General features: G+C 66.1%; 23 protein-coding genes. 8 read left to right on the top strand and 15 right to left on the bottom strand.

Annotation, left to right across the window (positions count from 1 at the left end; translation table 11 throughout):
- Positions 1-4 precede the first annotated feature (4 nt).
- The 7 genes from ACWV8V_RS02970 to grxD all read right to left on the bottom strand — a co-directional run bounded on the left by ACWV8V_RS02970 (position 5) and on the right by grxD (position 8698).
- Positions 5-1195 (bottom strand): PilW family protein, encoded by a 1191-nt coding sequence (locus ACWV8V_RS02970; RefSeq protein WP_259260236.1) that lies wholly within the window; start codon positions 1193-1195, stop codon positions 5-7.
- A complete protein-coding gene (gene pilV, locus ACWV8V_RS02965; RefSeq protein ID WP_259260235.1) occupies positions 1195-1659 on the bottom strand; it encodes a type IV pilus modification protein PilV in 465 nt (154 codons plus the stop codon). The genes ACWV8V_RS02970 and pilV overlap by 1 nt, the downstream gene beginning before the upstream one ends.
- Positions 1656-2228, bottom strand: coding sequence for a GspH/FimT family pseudopilin (locus ACWV8V_RS02960; RefSeq protein ID WP_455898915.1), 573 nt, complete (start codon positions 2226-2228; stop codon positions 1656-1658). The genes pilV and ACWV8V_RS02960 overlap by 4 nt, the downstream gene beginning before the upstream one ends.
- Before the next feature lie 105 nt (positions 2229-2333).
- A complete protein-coding gene (gene ppnN, locus ACWV8V_RS02955) occupies positions 2334-3722 on the bottom strand; it encodes a nucleotide 5'-monophosphate nucleosidase PpnN (protein ID WP_088433096.1) in 1389 nt (462 codons plus the stop codon).
- A gap of 285 nt (positions 3723-4007) precedes the next feature.
- On the bottom strand, positions 4008-7202 hold the full coding sequence (locus tag ACWV8V_RS02950; RefSeq protein ID WP_455898914.1) for a TonB-dependent receptor: 3195 nt from the start codon (positions 7200-7202) through the stop codon (positions 4008-4010).
- Between the two features lie 438 nt (positions 7203-7640).
- On the bottom strand, positions 7641-8381 hold the full coding sequence (locus ACWV8V_RS02945; protein ID WP_455898913.1) for an SDR family NAD(P)-dependent oxidoreductase: 741 nt from the start codon (positions 8379-8381) through the stop codon (positions 7641-7643).
- Positions 8378-8698, bottom strand: coding sequence for a Grx4 family monothiol glutaredoxin (gene grxD / locus ACWV8V_RS02940; RefSeq protein ID WP_019186185.1), 321 nt, complete (start codon positions 8696-8698; stop codon positions 8378-8380). Before grxD ends, ACWV8V_RS02945 begins: the two co-directional genes overlap by 4 nt.
- Before the next feature lie 162 nt (positions 8699-8860).
- Here grxD and ACWV8V_RS02935 point away from each other — a divergent pair, with 162 nt between their 5' ends.
- Positions 8861-9442: a superoxide dismutase gene (locus tag ACWV8V_RS02935; RefSeq protein ID WP_455898912.1), complete on the top strand. Its 582-nt coding sequence runs from the start codon at positions 8861-8863 to the stop codon at positions 9440-9442.
- A 69-nt stretch (positions 9443-9511) separates the two neighbouring features.
- On the opposite strand, the gene ACWV8V_RS02930 is transcribed toward ACWV8V_RS02935, so the two are convergent.
- Together ACWV8V_RS02930 and purE are read right to left on the bottom strand one after the other, a co-directional pair.
- On the bottom strand, positions 9512-10657 hold the full coding sequence (locus ACWV8V_RS02930; protein WP_455898911.1) for a 5-(carboxyamino)imidazole ribonucleotide synthase: 1146 nt from the start codon (positions 10655-10657) through the stop codon (positions 9512-9514).
- Positions 10654-11157 (bottom strand): 5-(carboxyamino)imidazole ribonucleotide mutase, encoded by a 504-nt coding sequence (purE, locus tag ACWV8V_RS02925; protein WP_346465464.1) that lies wholly within the window; start codon positions 11155-11157, stop codon positions 10654-10656. Before purE ends, ACWV8V_RS02930 begins: the two co-directional genes overlap by 4 nt.
- Positions 11158-11216: 59 nt before the next feature.
- On the opposite strand from purE, the gene ACWV8V_RS02920 reads away from it, so the two are divergent.
- The 4 genes from ACWV8V_RS02920 to ACWV8V_RS02905 all read left to right on the top strand — a co-directional run bounded on the left by ACWV8V_RS02920 (position 11217) and on the right by ACWV8V_RS02905 (position 13832).
- Positions 11217-11486: a Trm112 family protein gene (locus ACWV8V_RS02920; RefSeq protein ID WP_455898910.1), complete on the top strand. Its 270-nt coding sequence runs from the start codon at positions 11217-11219 to the stop codon at positions 11484-11486.
- On the top strand, positions 11483-12343 hold the full coding sequence (gene nadC / locus ACWV8V_RS02915) for a carboxylating nicotinate-nucleotide diphosphorylase (protein ID WP_455898909.1): 861 nt from the start codon (positions 11483-11485) through the stop codon (positions 12341-12343). The genes ACWV8V_RS02920 and nadC overlap by 4 nt, the downstream gene beginning before the upstream one ends.
- 67 nt (positions 12344-12410) lie before the next feature.
- Entirely contained in the window at positions 12411-13391 is a 981-nt protein-coding gene (locus tag ACWV8V_RS02910; protein WP_455898908.1) for a DUF2272 domain-containing protein, read from the top strand.
- An 84-nt stretch (positions 13392-13475) separates the two neighbouring features.
- Positions 13476-13832: a DUF3301 domain-containing protein gene (locus ACWV8V_RS02905; RefSeq protein ID WP_019186192.1), complete on the top strand. Its 357-nt coding sequence runs from the start codon at positions 13476-13478 to the stop codon at positions 13830-13832.
- Positions 13833-13864: 32 nt separating this feature from the next.
- Here ACWV8V_RS02905 and ACWV8V_RS02900 read toward each other — a convergent pair whose 3' ends face one another.
- The 6 genes from ACWV8V_RS02900 to ACWV8V_RS02875 form a co-directional block, all read right to left on the bottom strand.
- Positions 13865-14308, bottom strand: a complete 444-nt coding sequence (locus ACWV8V_RS02900; protein WP_121041657.1) for a ClpXP protease specificity-enhancing factor — start codon at positions 14306-14308, stop codon at positions 13865-13867.
- A 151-nt stretch (positions 14309-14459) separates the two neighbouring features.
- The gene (locus ACWV8V_RS02895; protein ID WP_019186262.1) at positions 14460-15095 is read right to left on the bottom strand and encodes a glutathione S-transferase N-terminal domain-containing protein; all 636 of its coding nucleotides are present in this window, start codon (positions 15093-15095) and stop codon (positions 14460-14462) included.
- A gap of 160 nt (positions 15096-15255) precedes the next feature.
- Complete coding sequence (locus ACWV8V_RS02890; RefSeq protein WP_346470678.1) at positions 15256-15957, bottom strand: cytochrome c1; 702 nt, start codon at positions 15955-15957, stop codon at positions 15256-15258.
- A gap of 37 nt (positions 15958-15994) precedes the next feature.
- Positions 15995-17254: a cytochrome b gene (locus tag ACWV8V_RS02885; RefSeq protein WP_123728838.1), complete on the bottom strand. Its 1260-nt coding sequence runs from the start codon at positions 17252-17254 to the stop codon at positions 15995-15997.
- Between the two features lie 2 nt (positions 17255-17256).
- A complete protein-coding gene (gene petA / locus ACWV8V_RS02880) occupies positions 17257-17877 on the bottom strand; it encodes a ubiquinol-cytochrome c reductase iron-sulfur subunit (protein WP_070426998.1) in 621 nt (206 codons plus the stop codon).
- A gap of 171 nt (positions 17878-18048) precedes the next feature.
- Complete coding sequence (locus ACWV8V_RS02875) at positions 18049-19014, bottom strand: lytic transglycosylase domain-containing protein (RefSeq protein WP_455898907.1); 966 nt, start codon at positions 19012-19014, stop codon at positions 18049-18051.
- A 119-nt stretch (positions 19015-19133) separates the two neighbouring features.
- Between ACWV8V_RS02875 and miaB the strand changes: the two genes are divergently transcribed.
- From miaB to ybeY, 3 genes are all read left to right on the top strand, one after another.
- The gene (gene miaB / locus ACWV8V_RS02870; protein ID WP_455898906.1) at positions 19134-20597 is read left to right on the top strand and encodes a tRNA (N6-isopentenyl adenosine(37)-C2)-methylthiotransferase MiaB; all 1464 of its coding nucleotides are present in this window, start codon (positions 19134-19136) and stop codon (positions 20595-20597) included.
- A gap of 237 nt (positions 20598-20834) precedes the next feature.
- The gene (locus tag ACWV8V_RS02865) at positions 20835-21821 is read left to right on the top strand and encodes a PhoH family protein (RefSeq protein WP_455898905.1); all 987 of its coding nucleotides are present in this window, start codon (positions 20835-20837) and stop codon (positions 21819-21821) included.
- Positions 21818-22303: an rRNA maturation RNase YbeY gene (ybeY, locus tag ACWV8V_RS02860; protein ID WP_121041647.1), complete on the top strand. Its 486-nt coding sequence runs from the start codon at positions 21818-21820 to the stop codon at positions 22301-22303. Before ACWV8V_RS02865 ends, ybeY begins: the two co-directional genes overlap by 4 nt.
- Positions 22304-22308 lie beyond the last annotated feature (5 nt).

The raw sequence follows: 22308 nt of genomic DNA, 5'->3' as shown, positions 1-22308 counted from the left end.
GACCTCAGTTGCCATAGAGGCGGTTACGTACCGCGATCGTGGTCTGGTAAACCGTACGGAACCTGCCGTCCCTGGGGGTCGTGAACGTCACGCCCACCGCGGTGAGCGCCGCATCGGCCGTGGCCTGCGCAGCCGCCGACGGGTCCGGGCTTTCCAGCAACAGCCCCAGCTGCACCGCACCGACGCGGCGCCAGGCTGCATCCGCTGGCGCGAGCGAATCCTGCACGTCCGCTGCGGTGCCCTGACGGTCGATGAAGCCGCTGGGCGCCGCCGTGGCACTCAGCGAGTGATCCTGACCATAGAGCAGCTGCATGTTGCGCACGCCCTCAACCAACGCTTCCGGCGCCTCTGCAACCAGTGCAGCACCCGGCTTGGCACTGAAGCGCACCCGATACAGCGAACTCTGCCGCGTCGTCGCATCGTATCCAATGTAATAGACCACGCTCTCGGCCCGATACAGAACGGCCTGGCCGGCCGTATAGATCGAGGTGAAGCTGGTGGTGTTGTTGGGCGCGGTGTTGAAGGTGACCGAGCCGCCGGTGCCGCTCACGGCACTGGCCTGGAACAACGTGGCCGACGTACAGTCGGCGACACCAAACAGCCCCGGCTCCTTCACTCCGCTCTGCAGAACGGCCCACCGCGTACTGTCGAAGGAGAACCCGGGCTTGTCATCGGTACCGGTGATCGCAGTCACCGGCACACCATCGGGAACGAGGAAACGCAACGCAACGATGTCGCTGCCGTCGACACGGTTGGTGAGCGCGTCGGCATATTCGGACGGCAGTGCAGGGCTGTAATCCACGCTGCCGGTCGTCGGTGTCGCGGTCAGCGTCAGCGGGTCGCCCGGTTTGGTATCGATGGCCTCGAATCCCTGGATGGACTGCGCGAAGTCCAGCGCCGGGTGCCCCGCCGCGGCAAATGTCGTGTGCAACGAGCCGGGATTCCGGGTGTTGTGACTCTGGTCATTCACGCAGCCGAAATGGCCGGCCATGCGCAGATCGCGCTGCAGGAAATCCATGGCGAAGCGCCCGTTCTCCTGCACGCGCGCCAGGCCTTCGGACAGGCGCGAAGCGGTGCGCGACGCAGCGAATACCTGCATCAGCCCCAGCAACAACACCAGACCGATGACCATGGCGATCATCAGTTCAACCAGCGACAGACCCACGCTGGTACGTTGAAAAGCAGGCGGGCGCATCACAGCCGGGTCCTCGCCGAGAAGGTGGTATCGGCTGCATCGAGCCAACGCTCGTCACCCCAGCTCACGTTGACCGTGATCTCGTCGCCATCGCGGGTCACGCTGGCACTGGCCTCATCGCCGAGCGCCTTCCCCAGCCGGCAACGCCAATCGGTCATGTACATGTCCTTGGTGATGTCCGCACCGGTGGGCGACACGCAATCGGCGGCCTTGGTCGTTGCCGCGTAGGTGCCTACGAAGCCGTCGGCGGTGATCCGGTTGATGCGGATTTGATCCAGCAGCTCGTAACTGAGGTTGGTTGCCTGGGTGCGGAAATTCGCGCTCTGCACGAACCGCACGTTCATGGTCTGCAGCAGTGCAAACCCGAGCAGGCCGATGCTCATCACCACGATCGCGATCAACACCTCGATCATGGTGAAACCGCCCTGCCCCGCGCGCGGTGCCCGAAGAAGTCTTCCCGTCACTTGCAACTCTCCCGCTCTACGCGAACCTGCCCGATGGCCGACAGCCGCAGCGTGCGCTGCAGGGGCTGGTCGCCGCATTCGTCGGGCTTGAGGGTGATGTCCAGCGCCGTCGCGGCGCGGTTGCGACCGCGGCCATCGAAGGCCACCGTCAGGTTGTCCTCGCTGCCCAGCATCTTGGGCGAACCGGCTGAATAGCGCAGGACCGGCTCCTCGGCGTCGAAGGTGCCGCTGCCATCGGCATCGGACCAGACCATCCAGCCGGCGCCCCAACTGTCGCCATTGCATGCACTGCCGTCGGAGGAGGCGCATACCCCGGCGCCGCGGGTGTTTTTCAACGCCTCGCTACGCGCCAGCGCCAGCGAAGCCATCAGTTCATTGGTCGTGGTGGCGGCGCGGTTTGAGCGCAGCACCCCCTGGAAGCTCGGCATGCCAAGCGTGATCAGGATGGCAAGCACCGCGATGGTGACCATCAACTCGATCAGTGTGAAGCCGTTGGACCGGCGCAAAGACATGAAACGCTCCCCAGCGTTGATGACACAGACGATGAACGCCCTGCCGCCGGTCAGCAAGCAGCGGCAGGACGAACGGTCGCCCGGAGGCGACAGGCGTCAATCCGTTGACACAGAACACGGCCGGCGGCAGGCCCCCTGCCCGCCGCCAGCCCGGTCAGGGCCTCAGGCCATGACCTTGTAGCAGGGCTGGTACTCGCCCGAGATCTTCATGCGGCGCTGCTCCACGAAGGCGCGCAGCAGCTCATCCAGGGCCTGCATCATGTCCGCATCGCCATGGATCTCGAACGGGCCGAACTGCTCGATGCGGCGCATGCCGTCTTCCTTCACGTTGCCGGCCACGATGCCGGAGAACGCGCGCCGCAGGTCCGCGGCCAGGGCATGCGGCGGACGGCCGTGGTGCAGATCCAACGCGGCCATCGCCTCGTGGGTCGGCACGAACGGCTGCTGGTACTCCCACGGAATCTCGATGGACCAGTTGAAGAAGAACGAGTCCTTCTGCGCCAGGCGGTGCTCGCGCACGCGCTTGATCCCCTGGGCCATCTTGCGGGCGACGTTGACCGGGTCGCCGATGATGATCTCGTAGCGGCTGGCCGCCTCTTCACCCAGCGTGAGCCGGATGAAACGGTCGATCTGCTCGAAGTACGGCGCCGCCACGGTCGGGCCGGTCAGGATCAGCGGGAACGGCAGATCCTTGTTCTCCTCGCGCAGCAGGATGCCCAGCAGATACAGGATCTCCTCGGCGGTGCCGACGCCACCGGCGAACACGATGATGCCGTGGCCGATGCGCACGAACGCTTCGAGACGCTTCTCGATGTCCGGCATGATCACCAGGTGGTTCACGATCGGGTTCGGCGACTCGGCGGCGATGATGCCCGGCTCGGTCAGGCCGATGTAGCGCGTGGTCGTCTTGCGCTGCTTGGCATGGGCGATGGTGGCGCCCTTCATCGGGCCCTTCATCGCGCCCGGGCCGCAGCCGGTGCAGATGTCCAGCCCGCGCAGGCCCAGCTCGTAGCCGACCTGCTTGGTGTACAGATACTCATCGCGGCCGATCGAGTGGCCGCCCCAGCAGACGACCAGGTTCGGGTCGCCCGGGTTGAGGATGCGCGCGTTGCGCAGCAGCCCGAACACCGCGTTGGTGATGCCCTCGGACGACTCCAGCTCCGCCGCGTACGCAGGGCCCATCTCGATGGCCATGTAGGCCAGGTCGCGGACCACCGCGAACAGCAGCTCGGCCACGCCGCGGATGATCTCGCCATCCACGAAGGCCATCGCCGGGGCGTTGACCAGGTCGATGCGGACACCGCGGTCCTGCTGGGCCACCTGGATATCGAAATCCGGATACAGATCGCGCGCCGCGCGCGGATCGTCCGAGGCGCTGCCACTGGTCAGCACGGCCAGCGCGCACCGGCGCAGCAGCTCGTGCATGCCACCACCGGAGGCATCGCGCAGGCGCGCCACTTCCGCGCGCGACAACACATCCAGCCCACCGCGCGGGTAGATCCGCGCGTCCTGCACCGGCAGCGTCCGCGCCGGCTTTTCGTTGATCGTCATGTCCATCTTGTTCGCTTTCCTCAAGGTTACCGACTGTACCGCTGCCCCCTTAAAAAGCAAAACGGCCGGGAAACCCGACCGTTTGGATATGTGGTGCCCCCGGCGCCACATCGGGGCTGCCGCAGTTGCATGTTTTTCGCGCAACCGGCTGATGATAGGCGTATTGCCTGGGTCGAGCAAGCACCCCGTCACAGGTCCCGCCCTGGCGCCGCCGTCTCGCGGACAGCAGAACGGCCAGGTTGCCCTGGCCGTTCCGGGTGTAACGCGGGTCGTTACCTCAGTTCATCAGAACTGGTAACGGAAGCCCAGCTGCAGCGACCACTGCGACACACCGACGTCGAAGCCGTCGGCGTCCGCGTTGGCAACGGTCGGGGCATCGGCGTTGCGGTAGTTGTACACGTACTTGCCCTGGTACATGCCCTGCAGGGTGGCCACACGAGCGTCGGCGAAGAAGCCGTAGTCGTAGATGTTGCCCCACTTCTTGTTCAGCATGTTGCCGACGTTCTGCACGTCCAGCCAGATTTCCGACTTGTGCCCCTTCATGAAGCCCGGCAGCTGCTGGCTGATACGGATGTCGAAGGTGTTGATCCAGCCAGTGCGGAATTCATTGGCACCCGGGGTGCTGCCAGCGTACTTGGCCAGTTCCGGGTTGGCAGCCAGCCAATCGAAGAAGCTCTTCTCCATGGCCGCATCGGCAGTGAACCCACCGGTGGCGGAGAGCGTGCCGAACAGCACATCGCCAGGGCCCTTCGGCACGTAGAACAGGTCGTTGGCGCTGCGGTTGTCGCCGTTGGCGTCGTTGACGTAGACATAGCTGTACGGACGGCCGCTGCGGCCTTCGTACACCAGACCGAGCTTGGTTTCGTAGTCACCGAAGAACTTGTGCTTCCAGTTCAGCGAGCCCGACACGCGGTCGCGGATCTGGTAGCGCGAGGTGTTCTCGACCGGGGTGTTGGCGTCGAAGGCGTACTGGTAACCCCAACCCGAGCTGGCGGTGGAGCTGGTCAGCGAACCGACTTCGGTGGCATCGGTATAGGTGTAGCCGATGTTCCAGGACCAGTCGCTGGCATCGCTCCACGGCTTGGACAGCGACGCGGTGAACTGCGAGGTGCGGCCCTTGTCGGTGTTGTCGATCAGGTAGACGTTGTTGTAAGCCTGGTTGCGCGCGACACGGCTGTCGTTGTCGGTCCAGGCGCCAACCTTGGAGGCGCTGTAGAAAATATCGCGACCATCCGGACCCTGGTACTGGATCGGACCCAGGTTGAGGTTCTGGTAGTACAGGCCATCCTTGACCTTGGTGACCAGCAGCTCGGCCGAAGCCACGATGCCGTACCACGGGGTTTCATGGTCCAGGGCCAGATTGGCCTTGTAGATCGACGGCAGCTTGAAGTCGTTGCCGACGAAGTTGACGTTCTGGACCGCCGAGCCCGGCGCGGTCGGGATCGGCTGGGTGTCCTTGTTCGGGTTGAACTTCAGCGCATCGGTGTAACGAGCGCTGTTGAGGCTGTAGACGTTGGTGTTGAAACCGGTCGCCGAGTAGCTGTTGCTCAGCCACACCTGCGGCGAGTCACCCTGGAACAGGCCCACGCCACCACGCAGCTGGGTCGGGCGGTCGGTGTCGAAGGTGTAGTTGAAGCCGAAGCGCGGCTGGATCAGGAACTTGCTGTCGATCACCTTGCTGTTGTTATAGCCGAAGACGTTCGAGGCAGGTGCGTTGTAAGCCGGCGCCGGGGTGGTGTCCGGACGGTCCGCACGCAGGCCCAGCGTCAGGGTCAGGTTGTTGTTCACATACCAGGTGTCCTGCACGAACAGGGCCAGGTTGCTGTACTTGTAATCAGCGGGGATCGAGCCAGGCGTACGCTCCGGGGCGTAGTTGTAGCTGCTCCAGCGGCCGGCGGCAAAATTTTCCAGGCCGTAGAAGGTGTAGGTGCCAAACGAGTTGGCGCCGAAGTAGTTGTAGATATCGTTGGTATCGTACGACGCACCGAACTTGACGTCGTGGTCACCCAGGGTCCAGGTGCCGGCGGCGTAGTAGTTCCACGCCTTGGTCTGCAGGACGTTGTTCTGCGAGTTGGCTTCGGTACCCAGGTACAGCGAGTCGCCGGACGGCGCGCCCACGTTGCCACCGAAGTAGATGCGCACGCTCGGGGCATTGGTGCTCACGTTACGGATGGCCGAGTACTCGCGGTACGACGCCTTCAGTTCGGTGGAGAAGTTGTCCGACCAGTCGCTGAACAGCTGGGCGACGTAGCTCTCGTTGGTCTTGTCGTGCTGGTACCAGTACGAGCTCAGCGATGCAGCGCTGGTGGTCATGCCGTTGATGCGCAGCTTGCTCTGGTCGATCTTGCTGTAGCGGATGCTGGCACGCTGGTTGTCGCTGATGTTCCAGTCCAGCTTCAGCGCGTACTCTTCCATCGAGGTGTCGCCGTTGCTTTCCATGCCACCGGCTTCGATGCCGTAGCCCTGCGCGATCTGCTGGGCGCGGGTCACGTCCGCCAGGTTGAACTGGCCGTTGGCCTTGCCCAGCGGGGTGGTCGCCAGGTCGGCGCCCGGGGCGGCCTGCTTGAACTTTTCGTAGTTGGCGAAGAAGAACAGCTTGTCCTTGATGATCGGACCGCCCACGGTCACGCCGTAGGTTTCTTCCTTGGTGAAGCCGTTGAACGGCTGGCCTTCCGGGTTGTCGCCGAACCAGTCGCCGTCACGGTAGGTGCCGTAGACCGAACCGTGGAATTCATTGGTACCGGACTTGGTCACCGCGTTGACGGTGGCACCGGCGGCGGCAGCGATGCTGACGTCGTAGTTGGACAGGTTGATGTCCAGTGCTTCGATGGCCTCCATGGCGACCGGCTGGCGACGGGTCGGCATGTTGTTGCCTTCCAGGCCGAACGTATCGCTGGCGGACACGCCGTCGATGCTGATCGAGTTGTAGCGCGGATTCTGGCCACCGGCCGAGATCGAGCCGGAGGCGCGATCGATGAAGGTCACGCGCGGATCCAGACGCATCAGATCCTGGATGTTGCCGCCGATGGACGGCGCAATTTCGATCTGCTGCTGGCTGATGTTGGTGCCCGAGCCCATCTTGGTGGTGCTGAACACTTCCGAGCCGCCGGCGACGGCCACGACCTGCACTGCCTCCAGGTTGGTCGCCGCCAGGTCACCGGTCAGTGCCGCGTTGACGGTACCGGTCTGGTTGACGCCCAGGTACACACCCTCTTCCGTCTTGGTGCCTTCACCGGACTTGTTGATGGTGATGGTGTACGGACCACCCACGCGCAGGCCGCGCGCGTTGTAACGACCCGCCGCATCGGTGGTCGCACGGCTGACCGTGCCCGACTCGGTGTGCGTGATGGTGACTTCGGCACCGGCAACAGGCGAGCCTGAGGCGGACGTGACCTGACCGCCGACACCGGCAGAGGTGCTCTGGGCGAAGGCGGGAGCGGCGGCAAGTGCAGCCACGAGACCAAGCGTCAGCTTGGACATCCGGAGACAACGGGAGTGGGTCATTGGGGAGTAGCCTCGATGCGAGATTGGCGATGGCGGAGAAAAAAACGCGCCCAAGCAGCCTTGCTGGCGGCTGACTGGACTTTTATCTGGGTTCCCTAGCCGCGAGCTGGTTTCAGCCGCAACGGTTAACACTAGATTAACACGGTAACCTCGGATTGTGACGGTTTGGCGACAAAACACACGCCATCACAACGGGATCGTGACGCTATCTTCACATTTGATTGTGACCGGCTGAATGCGGGCCATTTGACGCCGCCAGCGGCTTCGGGAGGGTCCCCGCGGGGTTTTCAAGGTGCACTGGGGAGCCGGCCAGCGGCCGGCACTACCTGACAGCCGTGGGACGGCCCTGGGCACGGTCGCCCTGGGCACGGTCGCCCTGGGCACGGTCACCCAACGGTGACGCCCTTCCCGCCCTCAGGCCTCGAGAATCTGGCCGCGATGGGCAGCGCCGGCAGCGGACAGCAGCAGCACCGCCGCCGCGGCGCACTCGGCCGGGTCACGGGCGCTGCGGTCCTCATCCAGCGAAAAGGCACGGGCGCGCAGCGCGGTACGCATCGGGCCCGGCTGCAGGCCACTGACCCGGACCGGGCTGCGGCCGAGTTCGTCGTGCAGGGAGGCGATCAGGCCGCGCAGGCCGTGCTGGGCTGCACCGTAGCCGCCCCAATATGCCTGCCCCACCCGCGCCGGGTCATCCACGGTGAACACCAGGGCGGCATCCTCGGATTGGCGCAGCAGCGGGAGGCAGGCTTGGGCCAGCCAGGCCGGGGCGGTCAGGTTCACGTGGACTGCGCGGGCGAAGGCGGCCGGGTCGGCCAGTTCGAACGGGGTCAGCCCGGCGAAATCAGCTGCGCAATAGAGAACACCATCGAGATGGCCGAGCTCGGAGTGCAGGCGCTCGGCCAGGGTGGCGTAGTCGTCGGGGGTGGCCCCCTCCAGATCCAGCGGATACAGCAGCGGCTCGGGGCCGGCAGCCTCGACGGCAGCGTAGACCCGGTCCAGCCGGCGGGGTTTGCGCCCCAGCAGGACCACGGTTGCCCCGGCCTGTGCGCAGGCGACAGCGGCGGCGCTGCCAAAGCCTCCCCCGGCTCCGGCGATGAGAATGACGCGATCGGCGAGCGATCCGGTCCCGGCCACCACGGACGGGACCGCACTCACGGCTGGGACGCCTCTTCGACGATGCGCTTGAGCTCGCCCGATTCGAACAGCTCCAGCACGATATCGCAGCCGCCGATCAGCTCGCCGTGGATGAACAGCTGCGGGAACGTCGGCAGGTTGGAGAAGCGCGGCAGATTGGCGCGGATCTCGGGTTCTTCCAGCACGTTGACCGTGCGCAGCGCGATCGCGCCGGCGGCCATCAATGCCTGGATGGCACGGCTTGAAAAGCCGCACATGGGGTATTGCGGGGTGCCCTTCATGAACAACACGAGGGGGTAACGTTCGACTTCGGACTGGATCTGCTGCATCACCGCCACAACGACTCTCCCTCCAATGGGACAACCCGGCCTCACCGGTCGGATAGACTTCCCTGGCCGCCATTGTATGCCCTACCTTCGCGTGGTGGGCACCCTGCCATCCGCCACACTGATGACAATCCGCCATGGATCGGCGCTCTTCCTTCCCAATCTGTCGTGCCCATGCCCCTCGAACTGCCTCGCCTTCCCTACGACCGCGCCGCCCTTCAGCCTCACCTCTCTGCGGAGACGCTGGACCTGCACCACGGGAGGCACTTGCGTGGCTACCTGGACACGGTCAACGCGCGTATTGAAGGCACGGAGCTGGCCGAGCTGCCACTGGAGGAGATCGTCCGCCAAAGCCAGGGCAGCCTGTTCGACGCGGCCGCGCAGGCGTGGAACCACCAGTTCTATTTCCAGTGCCTGCACCCGCGCGCCGGGGGCGATCCGCAGGGCCGGCTGGGTGAACTGGTCACCCGTCACTTCGGCGATGCCAAGCGCCTGCGTGACACCTTCGACCGTGCGGCGCTGAGCCTGTTCGGCTCGGGCTGGGTGTGGCTGGTACAGCACCCCAATGGCGCGCTGGCGATCCAGGTCACGCGCAACGCGGGCACGCCGTTGACCGGCGAGAGCACCCCGCTGCTGGCCTGCGATGTGTGGGAACACGCGTATTACATCGACCACCAGAACGAGCGCGCGCGCTATCTGGAGGCGTTCTGGAAGCTGGTGAACTGGGACTTCGTTACCGCGCAATTGCGCGATTGAGGTCCGGTAGCGCACGACCGTTGGTCGTGCATCCAGGGAGTGCCGGCCGCTGGCCGGCACTCCTCGCCGTCAACCGCGCAGGATCTTGATGACCGGCGCGACCTGGTCGGCGCGATCCAGCTGCGCACCGACGTTTTCCAATGCACCGGCAAGCGCCGCCGCATCATCATCGCGCAGCGTGGCATGGCCGACCTTGCGGCCGTCCCGCGCCTGCTTGCCGTAATCGTGCCAGTGGCCACTGGCCTGGCCGAGCACGGCGCTGGCATCGGGCATCTGGCCGATCCAGTTGAGCATGCAGGCATGGCCCAGCATGCGCGTGTCGCCCAGCGGCAGGCCAAGCACGGCACGCAGATGATTCTCGAACTGCGAGGTCTCGCTGCCTTCGATGGTCCAGTGGCCGGAGTTGTGCACGCGCGGCGCCATCTCGTTGGCCAGCAGCTCATCGCCGCGGCAGAACAGTTCGAGCGCGAACACGCCGACATAGTCCAGACGCTCGGCCAGCGTCCGTGCATAGCCGATGGCCGCCTCGTGCTGGGCCGCCGGCAGCTGCGCCGGGGCCAGGCTGGCCGAGAGCACGCCGTCGACGTGCCAGTTGCCGGTGATCGGCCAGGCGCGGAACTCGCCATCCTGCCCGCGGACCGCCACCACGCTGACTTCGCGATCAAAGGCGACGAAGCCTTCCAGAATCAGCCCGGTCTTGTCGACCTGGCTGCCGAGGGTGTCCCAGGCCGCGTCGATGTCGGTCGCGCTGCGGATCCGGAACTGGCCCTTGCCGTCATAGCCCAGCCGGCGGGTCTTGACGATGCAGGGCATGCCGAACTCGGCGGCCCTGGCCGCCAGTTCGTCGCGGCTGCGGATATCGGCGAAGGCCGGCAGCGGAATGCCCAGCGACTGGAACAGAGCCTTCTCGCTGAGCCGATCCTGGGCCACGGCCAGCGCATCCGGATTGGGATACACCGGCACGCGCTCGGCCAGGAACTTCGCGCTGCGTGCCGGCACGTTCTCGAAGTCGAAGGTCACCACATCCACGCGCGCGGCGAAGGCCGCCAGGGCCGCCTCGTCCTCGAATGCGGCCACCTGCAGCGGTGCCACCTGGGCACCACAGGCATCGGCAGCCGGGTCGAACAGCTCGAAGCGCAGCCCCATCGGCGCACCGGCCAGGACCATCATGCGGGCGAGCTGACCGCCGCCCAGAATGCCAACGGTCCTGGTCATTGACGCGGGTCGTCGTGGGCCATGACATCTTCGGTCTGGCGGGCGCGGAAGGCGTCCAGCGCTTCACCGATCGCCGGCTGGTCGGAGGCCAGCATGGCGGCTGCGAACAACGCCGCGTTGGAGGCGCCGGCGTTGCCGATGGCGAAGGTGGCGACCGGAATCCCGGCCGGCATCTGCACGATGGAGAGCAGCGAATCCATGCCGTTCAGCGCCTTGGACTGCACCGGCACGCCCAGCACCGGCACGGCGGTCTTGGCGGCGATCATGCCCGGCAGGTGCGCTGCCCCGCCGGCACCGGCGATGATCGCGCGCAGGCCACGCTGGCCCGCCTGCTCGGCGTAGGTGAACAGCACGTCCGGCGTGCGATGCGCCGAAACCACTTTCACTTCATAGGGAACGCCCAGCGAATCCAGCTTCTGGGCGGCGTGCTGCATGGTTTCCCAATCCGAGCGGGATCCCATGACGATGCCGACGAGCGGCGCGGTTTGGTTGAGGGTCATTGGCCGTCACCTGCCTTAAAGACGTATTCTAGCCGTCTTCCACGCAAGACGAAGAATCCATGGATCGCAAGCTGCTCGACCTCCTGTGCTCGCCCGATACGCGCCAGCCCCTGTCCCTGCTCGACGCCACCGGCCTGGACGCGCTCAACCGCGCGATCGGTGCCGGTGCCGTGCTCAAGGCCGATGGCAGCCCGCAGGCACAGACGCTGCGCGAGGCCCTGCTGACCCGCGACCGCAAGCAGGTGTTCCGCGTGGACGACGGCATCCCGGTGCTGCTGGCCGAAGAGGCCATCGCCACCGCCCAGATCGCCGATTTCCCGGAAAAATGAGCCACCTCCCCGTGCCGGCCCCCGAGGCCGCCCTGGTGGCCGCCGATGTGGCCCGTGCACTGGCCGAGGACATCGGCAGCGGTGATGTCACCGCCGCCCTGCTCCCCGACCGCCCCGACAGCGCCTACCTGCTGTGCAAGCAGGACGCGGTGATCGCCGGTCGCCCCTGGTTCGATGCGACCCATCGGGCGCTCGATCCGGACGTCCGGATCGAGTGGCGGGTAGCCGAGGGCGACCGCGTCGCCGCCGGCACCGTGCTGGCGCTGCTGCAGGGCCGCAACCGCAGCCTGGTGAGCGCGGAACGGACCTCGTTGAACTTCCTGCAGACACTGTCCGGCACGGCCACCACCACCGCGCAGTACGTCGCGGCGGTGGCCGGTACCGGCGCGCGGATCCTGGACACCCGCAAGACCCTGCCCGGGCTGCGTGTCGCGCAGAAGTACGCGGTGCGCTGCGGCGGCGGCGACAACCATCGCCTGGGCTTGTTCGACACGGTGATGCTCAAGGAAAACCACATCCGTGCGGCCGGCTCGCTGACCGCTGCGGTGCTGGCGGCGCGTGCGCAGTGGCCGGCGTTGCCGCTGGTGGTCGAGGTCGAAGACCTGGACCAGCTGCGCGAGGCGCTGGCGGTGCGCTGCACCCGCATCCTCATCGACGATTTCGACGCCGCCACGCGGCGCGAGGCCGTGCGCATCGCGGCCGGGCGGATTCCGCTGGAAGTGTCCGGCAGTGTCGGTCTGGACGGCCTGCGCGCGATCGCCGAGGACGGCGTGGACTGCATCTCCATCGGCGGGCTGACCAAGCATGTGCAGGCAATCGACCTGTCATTGAAACTGGGCCCGCCGCCACAGGGCTGATGCCGCTTTCACGGTATGGGCAGATGCGGTCTGCGAGGCTGCGTCTGCCCCCACCTGGAATGCACGCATGCGCTGCCTGCCGCTTCTCGCCTGCCTGTCTCCCCTGCTCGCGCTGCTGCCGCTGCAGGCGTCCGCCGCCGAGGTCTGCGATGTACCCCCGCGGTTCGGGCTGAGCCCGCTGGCCGTGGCCATCGTGCAGACCGCCTGCAACGAACACCGCCTCTGGTATCGGCCCTTCATCGATCGTGATGGCCGCGCAGCCAGCCTGAGTGTCACCGAAGCCGAGGACGTCCACCTGGCCGACAACGGCCTGGTCGCCTGGCAGCGCGTGGTCGGCTACTGGCGGCAGAGCGGCACCTTGTCGCCGATGGGCAGCCAGCCCGGCGCATCGAGCTGCATGGCCCCGCCGGGCACGCGCTACACCGACACCGACTGCCGCGCGTTCCTGGTGGACAACCCGTGGTCAGCCGCCTTCATTTCCTGGGTGATGACCCGTGCCTCGGTGCCCGGCTTTACCCGGTCGCCCCGGCACATCGACTACATCCGCGCCGCGTACCAGAACAGCGGGCCGTACCGGATGACCGATCCGGCGCAGGAGAAACCCGCGCCCGGCGACCTGCTGTGCTACCTGCGCGACCGCCGCGAGACTCTGAGCTACAGCGGGCTGATGCAGTCGCTGGGCAGCGGCGCGGTGACGCATTGGAAATCGCACTGCGAAGTGGTGATCGCGGCCAACATGGGCGGCGACCGCACGCTGTATCTGATCGGCGGCAACGTCATGAACACCGTGGCGTTGCGCAAGCTGTCGCTGGACCGCAGCGGTCGCATCGAGCTGCCGCCCGCAAAGGCCAGCGCGGGCGATGGGGTGGATCTGGGCTGCACCCCGGGCCGCGAAGAGGAATGCAGCTTCAATCGCCAGGACTGGGCCGCACTGCTGAAGCTGGCGGCCACCGCGCCGGCCACGGTGCCGATGGACGCGCCCGCTCCGAACGGCATGCCGGGGCCCGGCACGGAGACACCGCCCCCACCGCCACCGCGCACGCCCTGATCGCGATCGCGCGGATGGCTTGATCCGCGCCGCATTCGTCGCCATCTTGGAGAGACCGACCTCCCTGACCGCGCCGAGTCACCGATGCCCAGTTTGATCCTGTTGATGATTGCCGGCGCGTTCGCCTACGCCTTCTGGAATTCCTCGCGTGCCGCCGCCGAGCGTGCCGGCGTGCTCGGGCGCAATGCCTGCCGCGCTGCCGATGTGCAGTGGCTGGACCAGAGCGTGCACGCCACCGGCCTGCGCGTGTGCCGCAAGGACAACGGCTGGCTGGGCTGGGAGCGCACCTTCAAGTTCGAGTACTCGCACGATGGCGTGGACCGGCACAGCGGGCGCATGGTGCTGCGCGGTGATCAGCTGATCACGTTCGTGGGACCGTCGGCGGCGCGGATCAGTGAGATCCGCCGCGATATCGATACGCGCGATGCCGAGGACGTCTGATGAAATGGCCGCCTTGCGGCGGCCATTGAGTCTTACTTGACCACCCGCAGATGCGGGCGACCGCTGGGCTTGGGCGGTGCATCGTCCGGCGGGGTCGGTGAATCGTCCGGCGGCAGCTCGTCGTCCGGACCCGGCTCATGGCCCGGGATGTCATCCGGCAGCGCCATGCCCTGCCCGGTCTCGCGGGCATACACGGCCAGCACGGCCGAGATCGGCACCTGCACCGGGTAGCTGGTGCCGGAGAAGCGGGCCGAGAAGCTCACGCTGTCATTATCGATATGCAGGCGCACCACGGCGCGCTCGGCGATGTTCAGGACGACGCGGCCGTCCTTGACCGCGCTCTGCGGCACCTGCACGCCAGGCAGACCGGCGTCGACCAGGATATGCGGCGTCAGGTCGTTGTCATTGATCCATTCCACCAGGGCCCGCAACAGGTACGGACGGTGGCTGGTCATGCGAAAAGTGTCTTCAGTCATGTGGTAGAGCCGAGCCGTGCTCGGCTGCTCTTGATCCGGATTGCCTGGTGCAAGTGTACGCGCCCGCCTACCCGCAGGTCAGCCATGGCGCGTACCGGCACCGCGATTTCGTTCAGTCCACCGGTGCCGCACGCGGCACACCTCCCGCCGATCAGACCGGCAGATCGCGCAGCTTCTTTTCCTGGTCGGTCAGGCTGCGGATGAAGCCGGGGTGCCGGAAAATGCGGTTGCCATAATCCTCGATCGACTTGCCATCCTTCGGCAGCGGCACGTCCAGCGCCTGCAGCCGCCAGATGATCGGCGCCATCGCGCAATCGGCCAGGCTCATTTCCGGGTTGAGGAAGAATTTGCTGGCCTTGAACAGCGGCACCGCGCTGGTCAGCAGTTCCTTGAGCCGCTTGCGGCCCGCCTCGGCCTGGGTCTTGTTGCCCAGCTGGATGGCCTGCACCTGCGGTACCCAATCGTGTTCGATGCGCAGCATCGCCAGACGGATGCGGGCCCGCGAGAGCGGATCGACCGGCATCAATGGCGGGTGCGGATAGCGCTCGTCCAGATACTCACTGACCACCGATGCCGCGTACAGCACCAGCTCGCGCTCCACCAGGGTGGGCACGGAGTGGTACGGGTTGAGATCGATGAGATCTTCGGGCGGGTTCTGCGGATCGACCGGCACCGAGTCATAGGTGACGCCCTTGGCCGCCAGTACCAGCCGCACGCGATGGCACAGCACATCGTCGTTCGAGGAAAACAGCGTCAGGGTATTCCGCATGCGTACGCTCGCCGCCATCAAAGGCTCTCCAACGTCCGGTAACCGCCGGTCGTATCGGCGCCGCCAGCCCATTGCCGACGGTCGTCACAGTACCCGAGTGTGCAACCGCACATCACAAAAGCCAATAGGGCGATGGTCCCACGCGTGGAACGATCGCCACTGGACGGCGCCCGACGGCTCAGTGGACGTCCTTCCAGTATTCCTTCTTGAGCAGATAGGCCAGGAAGGTCAGCAGCGCCAGGAACAGGATCACCCACACGCCCAGCTTCTGGCGTTTGAGCGCAGCCGGCTCGCCGGCGTACTCCAGGAAATTGGTGATGTCGCGCACCGCCTGATCGTACTGGCCGGGATCCATGTTGCCCGGCTGCTCGATCTTCAGGCCGACCACCGGCGGATCTTCACCCGGGTTCTCCGGCTTGCCGTGCACCGCATGCTGCAGCCCCTGCATCTCCCACAGGGGATTGGGCATGGAGGCATTGGGGAACACGGTGTTGTTCCAGCCCAGCGGCCGCGTGGGATCCAGGTAGAACGACTTGAGATAGGTGTAGACCCAGTCGCTGCCCCGCACGCGCGAAATCAGGCTCAGGTCCGGCGGCATCTTGCCGAACCACTTCTCGGCCTGCGCCTTGGGCATCGTCACCGGGATCGGCTCACCCACCGGGGTGCCGGTGAAGTTGAGGTTGTTCATGACCTCCTCTTCGCTCAGCCCAAGATCGGCGGCCATGCGCGAGTAGCGCAGGTATTTCAGCGCGTGGCAGCCGGAGCAGTAGTTCATGTAGAGCTGTGCGCCACGCTGCAGCGAAGCACGATCGCTCAGGTCATTACCGGCCTGCAGGGTCTTGGCACCTTCGGCGGCATCGGCCACCGCTACGCCAAACATCAGGGCCGCTGCGCAGGCCAGCCGGACAATCCAGTGGTCAGTCATGCGTGGTCACCCGGTCCGGTACCGGCTTGGTCCTGTCCAGCTTGGTCCATAGCGGCATGGTGATGAAGAAGGCGAAATACAGGAAGGTCAGCACGCGCCCGATGTAAGTCTCGTGCGCATCCGTACCCGGGCCGGAGCCGATCACGCCCAGCCACACGAAGCACACCGCGAACATGCCCAGCAGGCCGCGCGAGAGCAGGCCACGGTAGCGATAGGACTTCACGCGCGCCCGGTCCAGCCACGGCACCAGGAACAGGATGGCGATCGCCGAGAACATCACGATCACGCCGCCGAGCTTGTTGGGCACCACGCGCAACATCGCGTAGTACGGGGTGTAGTACCAGACCGGCTTGATGTGCTCGGGTGTGACCAGGCGGTTGGCCTCGGTGAAGTTGTCGTGTTCGAGGAACAGCCCGCCGAAGGCCGGGGCGAAGAAGATGATGAAGGCAGCGATGATCAGCAGGAAGCCGGCGCCCACCGCATCCTTGAGCGTGTAGTACGGATGGAAGGGAATGCCGTCGGTAGGCGCGGTGGCCGACCAGCGGTTGCCCTTCGGGCCCTTCTTGATCTCCACGCCGTCCGGGTTGTTGGAGCCCACTTCATGCAGCGCGCCCAGGTGCAGCACCACCAGCAGCAACAGCACCAGCGGCAGCGCGATCACATGCAGCGCGAAGAAGCGGTTGAGGGTGGCGTCGCTGGGCAGGTAATCGCCCATGATCCATTCGGTCAGGCCGGTGCCGATCACCGGGATCGCGCCGAACAGCGAGATGATCACCTTGGCGCCCCAGAACGACATCTGGCCCCATGGCAGCACGTAGCCCATGAAGGCTTCGGCCATCAGTACCAGGTAGATCAGCATGCCCAGGATCCAGACCAGTTCGCGCGGCTTCTGGTAACTGCCGTAGAGCAGGCCGCGGAACATGTGCAGGTAGACCACGATGAAGAACAGCGAGGCACCGGTGGAGTGCATGTAGCGGATCAGCCAGCCCCACTCCACGTCCCGCATGATGTATTCGATGGAAGCGAACGCTTCGGCCGCGTTCGTCTTGTAGTGCATCGTCAGGAAGATGCCGGTGACGATCTGGTTGACCAGGATCAGCAGCGCCAGCGAACCGAAGTAGTACCAGATGTTGAAGTTCTTCGGCGCGTAATACTCGCTGACGTGCTTGCGGTAGACCGGCATCAGCCCGGGCGCGCGCGCGTTGACCCAGTCGGCCAGGCCGGTGGCGGTGCGGGAAAGGATATTGGCCATGATCAAGCCGCCCCCTGCGGATCAACGCCGATGATGATGGTGTTGTCGTCCTGGTAATGGTGCGGCGGCACCAGCAGGTTGATCGGTGCCGGAACATCCTTGAACACGCGACCGGACATATCGAAGCGCGACTTGTGGCAGGGGCAGAAATAGCCGCCTTTCCACTGCGGGTCGTAGGGCTCGGGGCGGATCTCGGCGACCATTTCCGGCGAACAGCCCAGATGGGTGCACAGCCCGACCAGCACCGAGACCTCGGCCTTGATCGAACGGAATTCGGGATTCTGCTTGAGCACGTACTCAGGCTGCTGTTCTTTCTCGCCCGAGCCGGGATCCTTGAGGCGGCCGTCCAGCCCGTGCAGCGCATCGAGGATGGCCTTGGAGCGCTTGACGATCCAGATCGGCTGTCCACGCCACTCCATGACCAGACGCTGGCCTTCCTGGAGCGCACTGATGTCGGCAATCACCGGGGCACCGGCCAATTTGGCGCGGGCGCTGGGATTCCAGGACTTGATGAACGGTACCGCTGCAAATCCGACGCCGACCGCTCCGACCACCGCAGTGGTTGCTGAGAGAAACCGTCGACGTCCAGTATTGACTGGATCGTTTACCCCATCGTTGGCCATCCGGCACTCCGATATTGATTTAGGTAGCTTGAGGCTGCCAGCAGACCGGTGGGGGCCAGTCCACATTGAATCAGCCGCGAGTGTAGCTGAACCGAAGTCGGCCACACAACGCGGTACTACGGAACGACATTACCCCGACAGTACGGCATCAGGTACTCCCGGCGCCATCGGTTATTGCTGGGTGGCGACCGCACTTCGATAGCGGTCGGCCAATACGGCCACCCGCTTCACGTAATACTGGGTCTCGCTGTAAGGGGGCACGCCGCCATGGCGGGCTACCGCACCCTCGCCCGCGTTGTAGCCCGCGGCGGCGAGGGTCAGGTCGCCATTGAAGCGCTTGAGCAGCCAGGACAGGTATTGCACGCCGCCGCGGATGTTCTGCGAAGCATCATAGGAATCACTGACCCCGAAGCGACGCGCGGTGGGCGGCATCAGCTGCATCAGGCCCTGCGCGCCGGCCCGGCTCAGCGCCAGCGGGTTGTAGGCGGACTCGGCATGGATGATCGCGCGCACGATCGCTTCTTCCACCCCGAACTCCCGGGCGGCGGCGGCGATCTCGCTCTGATAGGCCGTGGTGTTGAGGCGGACCGAGCCGAAGTTGACCGAGGGGTTCGCGCCACAGGCATAGCAGCGTTCGATGAAGGTGTAATGGATGGTGCGGACCTGCCCGAGGCTGGCCATCTGGGCCGGACGTGCGCTGGTGTAATGGCGCACGCCGTCCTTCATATACGAATAGAGCTGACCGCTGCGGACCTGCCCAGCCTTGCCCGCTGAAGGCGCCCGGGTGGGCGGCGCGGTCAGCACGGTGGCCGGAACCGGAACCGGAGCGGGCGTGATCGCGGTGGCGACCGTGGCGGTATCGGCCCGGGCCGGCGCGGCGGTGCCCCCCGCTGCAGGTGTGGCGCTGGCGATCTGGGCGACCGGGGGCGGCGCGGGCGGCGCAGTCGGGGCCCGGCGGGGCGCGCTGCGGTCGGGCCGGTAGCTGCTGATCACGCTGCAGCTGGCCCCGCCCACGCGCTTGCTCACATAGCTGGGAATGCCGTCGGCACCAACGCACTTGTACAGCGTGCCCGCACTGGCCGGCATAGCGGTCAGCGCAGCCAAGGCCAGCGCAGCGATCCCCAACATCCCCTTCATGAGCGGGAGTGTCCCCAATTCGCCGGGGATTGCCAAGGGGGGAGCCCGACCCGGCTACAATGGCCTGCTCACCGCAGCCATCCGGCTGCCTGCCCGCCCACCCGACTGGAATAAGCGCCATGACCGGGACGCCAGCTTCGACCGCGCCGACTTCGGCCGGTTCTGCCTTGCCTGCCTCTGCTCCGCCCAGCTCCGCCCCCCGCCCCGATCTGCTCCCCCTGCCCGGCGCCAAGCCGCAGGTGACCGGTCCGGTGCGCGGCAAGCTGTACATCAAGACCCACGGTTGCCAGATGAACGAGTATGACTCGACCAAGATGGCCGCCGTGCTCGCCGCCTCGGAAGGGCTGGAACTCACCGACGACCCGGCCGAGGCCGACGTGTTGTTGATGAACACCTGCTCGATCCGCGAGAAGGCCCAGGAGAAGGTGTTCAGCCAGCTGGGCTACTGGAAGGCGCTGAAGAACAACGGCCGCGGGGTCATCATCGGCGTCGGCGGCTGCGTGGCCTCACAGGAAGGTGAGGCGATCATCAAGCGCGCGCCGCACGTGGATCTGGTGTTCGGCCCACAGACCCTGCACCGCCTGCCGGAGCTGATCCGCCAGCGCCGTGAATCGGGCAAATCGCAGGTGGACATCAGCTTCCCGGAAATCGAGAAGTTCGACGCCCTGCCCGAGCCGCGCGCCGAGGGTGCCTCCGCGTTCGTCTCGATCATGGAAGGCTGCTCGAAGTACTGCTCGTTCTGCGTGGTGCCCTACACCCGCGGCACCGAAGTCAGCCGCCCGTTCGAGGACGTGGTGGTGGAGGTGGCGCAGCTGGCCGCCCAGGGCGTGCTGGAGATCAACCTGCTCGGCCAGAACGTCAACGCCTACCGCGGCCCGTATGGCGACGGCGAGTTCGCCGACCTCGGGCTGCTGATCCGGACCATCGCCGAGATCGACGGCGTCGGCCGGATCCGCTTCACCACCTCGCACCCGCTGGAGTTCAGCGATTCGCTGATCGATGCCTACCGCGATGTGCCGCAGCTGGCCAACTTCCTGCACCTGCCCGTGCAGGCGGGCAGCGACCGCGTGCTCTCGGCGATGAAGCGTGGCTACACCGCGTTGGAATTCAAATCCAAGATCCGCAAGCTGCGTGCGGTGCGCCCGGACATCTCGATCAGCTCGGATTTCATCGTCGGTTTTCCCGGCGAGACCGACGCCGAGTTCGAGAAGACCATGAAGCTGATCGAGGACGTAGGCTTCGACCAGAGCTTCTCCTTCATCTATTCACGGCGCCCGGGCACGCCCGCCGCCGATCTGGAAGACACCACCCCCGATGCGGAAAAGCACGCGCGCCTGTCGCGCCTGCAGGCCCGGATCAACGAGCAGGCTGCAGCCATCTCGGAAAAGATGGTCGGCACCGTCCAGACCGTGCTGGTGGAAGGCCCGTCCAAGCGCAACCCGAACGAGCTGACCGGCAAGAGCGAGAACATGCGCTCGGTGAATTTCCCGGGGCACCCGCGCCTGGTCGGCCAGTTCGTGGATGTGGTGATCACCGAGGCGTACAGCAACTCGCTGCGCGCGCGGATGGTGACGGCAGACTGAGCGGGATGGCCGGACCACGGTGCGGCCATCGTTGACGCTTTTTTGACCACGCAATTGAACCCTTTGCCGCAGTAGGGCTGGCGCCACCTATCCACAGGTTGCTGCACCGGCGCTGCACAGCCCCTGTGGAAAACCACTTTCCGCCGGTGCTGTAGCGGCGACCCCGCACCCGCGCTACCCTGTTCTCCCTTTCCCTGCTTGCGGCCCGGTCGGCTGGACCGGCGGCCGCCGGACGCAATGACCGCACTCGCACAACGCGACTTCACCCTCACCCCGGAAGACAACGAGCGCCTGGCCAACATGGCCGGTCCGTTCGATGAACATCTCCGCCAGGTGGAACTCAACCTCGGCGTGGAAATCGCCAACCGTGGCCACGTGTTCCGCGTGACCGGCCCCAAGGCCGTGGTGGCCGATGCGCAGGCCCTGATCGAAGCGCTGTACGCCGAAGCCGGCGACGTGGTGTTCGACAGCCATGCCATCCACCTGCGGCTGAACCAGGCCAACGTGGAGCATGTGGTCGAGCGCGCCTACGAGGCCCAGGAAGTGGCGATCAAGGTCAAGCGCGGCACCGTGCGCGGCCGCGGCGCCAACCAGGCCCGCTACCTGCACCAGATCACCACCCACGACATCAACTTCGGCATCGGCCCGGCCGGTACCGGCAAGACCTTCCTGGCCGTGGCCAGCGCCGTGGAAGCACTCAATGAAGCGCGCGTGCAGCGCCTGATCCTGGTGCGCCCGGCGGTGGAGGCCGGCGAGAAGCTGGGCTTCCTGCCCGGCGATCTGAGCCAGAAGGTGGACCCGTACCTGCGCCCGCTGTACGACGCGCTGTACGAAATGCTCGGCGTGGAGAAGGTGCTCAAGCTGCTGGAAAAGAACGTCATCGAGATCGCGCCGCTGGCCTACATGCGCGGCCGCACGCTCAACGATGCGTACGTGATCCTGGACGAAGCGCAGAACACCACGGTCGAGCAGATGAAAATGTTCCTGACCCGCCTGGGCTTCGGCTCCACGGCCGTGGTCACCGGCGACCTCACCCAGACCGATCTGCCCAAGCACGTGAAGTCCGGCCTGCGCGATGCGATCGATGTGCTGCGTGATGTCGAGGGCGTGAGCTTCACCTTCTTCGAAGCACGCGACGTGGTCCGTCACCCGCTGGTGGCCCGCATCGTCAGCGCCTACGACCGCCGCGATCTGCAGCAGGTCCAACCCGGAGCGACCCCATGACCCGTGGTCCCGTGCGACTGGACGTCGCGATCAGCTACGCTCTGCCCCGCGCCGGGCTGCCCTCGGCGGTGAGCTTCCGCAAGTGGGTGGCCGCCGCCCTGAAGGGCCGCATCCGCGAGGCCGACCTGGCGATCCGTCTGGTCGATGCCAAGGAAGGCCAGTCGTTGAACCGGCATTACCGCGGCAAGGATTACGCGACCAACGTGCTCAGCTTCCCGGCCGAACTGCCGGAGGGCCTGCCCAAGGGCGTGAAGTTCCCGCTGCTGGGCGATCTGGTGATCTGCGCCCCGGTGGTCGCCCGCGAGGCGGACGAACAGGGCAAGGCACTCAACGCCCACTACGCGCACCTGACCGTGCACGGCGTGCTGCACCTGCTCGGCTGGGACCATGAAGACGAGAAGGAAGCCGATGCCATGGAACAGCTCGAGCGTGACATCCTGGCCGAACTGGGCATTGCCGATCCGTATGCCGGCGAGCGCTGAGCGCT

The organism is Stenotrophomonas sp. Ker107b, from assembly GCF_053847245.1.
This window is presented reverse-complemented; position numbering and strand designations above follow the sequence as displayed.